Raw genomic sequence first — 1,814 nt, forward strand, 5'->3', positions numbered from 1 at the left:
CCAAGCTACGGCACCAAGCTGAACGACAGTCCTGAGGCTGTTGCCAAGGAATGGGCCTACACCGCCGGTATCCTGCAACTGACCCCACCGCCTGCGATTCCGCAACTGACTGCTCCAAAAGCCACCGAGGCTGCCAAGCCTGCGGCCGCGCCGAGCAAGCCAGCGTCTGACCTGGCGCTGTAAGCAACGCCTGATATCAGGTAACGCTTAAAAAATCTATGGTCCCCCCCATTTTTGCAATACTGATTAACGGGCGATGTGGTTGGCTTGCTTAAATCTATCCGGCGTCTGTTTGGGGCTTGCCCCAGCGCCACGATGAGAGTCGCGCCTGACGATCCTTAAAAGCCCGTCGGCTTCTGAAGCCGATTTTTATGTCAGGATCTTCGCCAGGCCGGTAGGCCGTTCACGTCATCCGTTGTTCAGCTATCGCAAAACCTGAAGGGTGAATTGTGGTACTGCAACAACCGCAGGGTCAGGCGTTCAAGGCGTCTGGCCCTGCTTCATATTGCGCATGGTGAGCCGCTATCGCCCAAGCGATACGCGCCAGTTTGTTGGCCAGGGCACAGGCCACCACATTCGAGTGTCGTCGGCGCAGCAGCGCTCGCACCCAGTCGGCCAAAGCCCCCTTCTGATGATCCAGCCTCTGCATGTAAACCCTGGAGCATTGCACCAGCAGTTGCCGCAGGTGCTTGTCACCCCGCTTGCTGATCCCCAACAAATTGGCTTTGCCGCCCGTGCTGTACTGTCGCGGCACCAAGCCCACTGAAGCCGCAAAATCGCGACTGCATCGGTATTGCTTGCCATCGCCCATTTCTACAGCCAGAAGGCTGGCGGTGATCGGACCGACACACGGCATGCTAAGCAAACGGCTCCCCAGATCATCGTCGGCCAGCTGGCAAGCCAGTTGTTTGTCCAGTTCCTTGATCTGTTCATCCAGGTAAACGAAGTGATCGTGCAGGCGTTGCAACAGCACTGTCAGCCGCACAGGCAGCTCATGCTCGGCCAAAACAGCTGCCAAACGCTTCATGATGGCTGAGCCTTTGGGCAGGCTGATGCCAAATTCCAGCAGGAAACCGTGCATCTGATTGGCTGTCTTGGTGCGGTCATGCACCAACGACTCGCGCATGCGATGCAGGACAGACAGGGTTTGCTGAGACTCGGTTTTAGGCGTAACGAAGCGCATGGACGGACGGGAAGCCGCCTCGCAAATGGCCTCTGCGTCGATAAAGTCATTTTTGTTGCCCTTGACGAAAGGGCGGACAAACTGCGGTGAAATCAACTTGGTCGTATGCCCCATCGCCGCAAGCTGACGGGCGATGAAGTGAGAGCCGGCACAGGCTTCCGTTACCACGACGCAGCTCGGCAAGTTGCCGAAGAACCGCATCATCTGCGCTCGCGAGAGCTTTTTGCGAAACACCTCGCGGCCCGATTTGTCTTGGCCCAGAAGGTGGAAATTATGTTTGCCGAGATCGATCCCGATCAGTGCTGACTCGCTCATGATGATGGCCTCCAAAAACAAAACACCCTGCGAAAGCGTAGCCCTCGCAGGGTGTGGGGGTGACCATCTCATTAACCCGCCGAAGCGGGTTTCTTTACGAACAGGCCAGCTTCCGATTACAGCTCGGAGAAGCACTCTTCGATGATCGCCAAGCCTTTGTCCAGTTGCTCGTCCGGCGCGGTCAGCGGCACCAGGATGCGCAACACGTTGCCGTAAGGGCCGCAGGACAGCAGGATCAAGCCCTTCTCACGCGCCTTGGCCACCACGGCGGAGACGGCAGCGGCGTTTGGCTTGTGGGTGTCGCCACCTTCGAACA

At 57.9% G+C, this 1,814-nt stretch carries 3 protein-coding genes; 1 reads left to right on the plus strand and 2 read right to left on the minus strand.

Features of this window, described 5'->3' with window-relative positions; all coding sequences use genetic code 11:
* On the plus strand, positions 1-183 hold a 183-nt coding region (locus MCRY_RS22210; RefSeq protein WP_034474639.1), incomplete at its 5' end, for a hypothetical protein.
* 289 nt (positions 184-472) lie between these two features.
* Here the strand turns inward: MCRY_RS22210 and MCRY_RS22215 are convergent.
* Both MCRY_RS22215 and MCRY_RS22220 read right to left on the minus strand, forming a co-directional pair.
* Complete coding sequence (locus tag MCRY_RS22215) at positions 473-1,498, minus strand: IS110 family RNA-guided transposase (protein WP_024074122.1); 1,026 nt, start codon at positions 1,496-1,498, stop codon at positions 473-475.
* 116 nt (positions 1,499-1,614) lie between these two features.
* On the minus strand, positions 1,615-1,814 hold a 200-nt coding region (locus tag MCRY_RS22220; protein ID WP_139834164.1), incomplete at its 5' end, for an aminotransferase class III-fold pyridoxal phosphate-dependent enzyme.

Source organism: Marivita cryptomonadis, assembly GCF_002115725.1.
Lineage (GTDB): Bacteria > Pseudomonadota > Alphaproteobacteria > Rhodobacterales > Rhodobacteraceae > Marivita > Marivita cryptomonadis.

Coding starts and splice junctions, on each gene's coding strand:
- MCRY_RS22215 (WP_024074122.1), bottom strand. CDS start 1,498: ATGAGCGAGTCAGCACTGATCGGGATCGATCTCGGCAAACATAATTTC.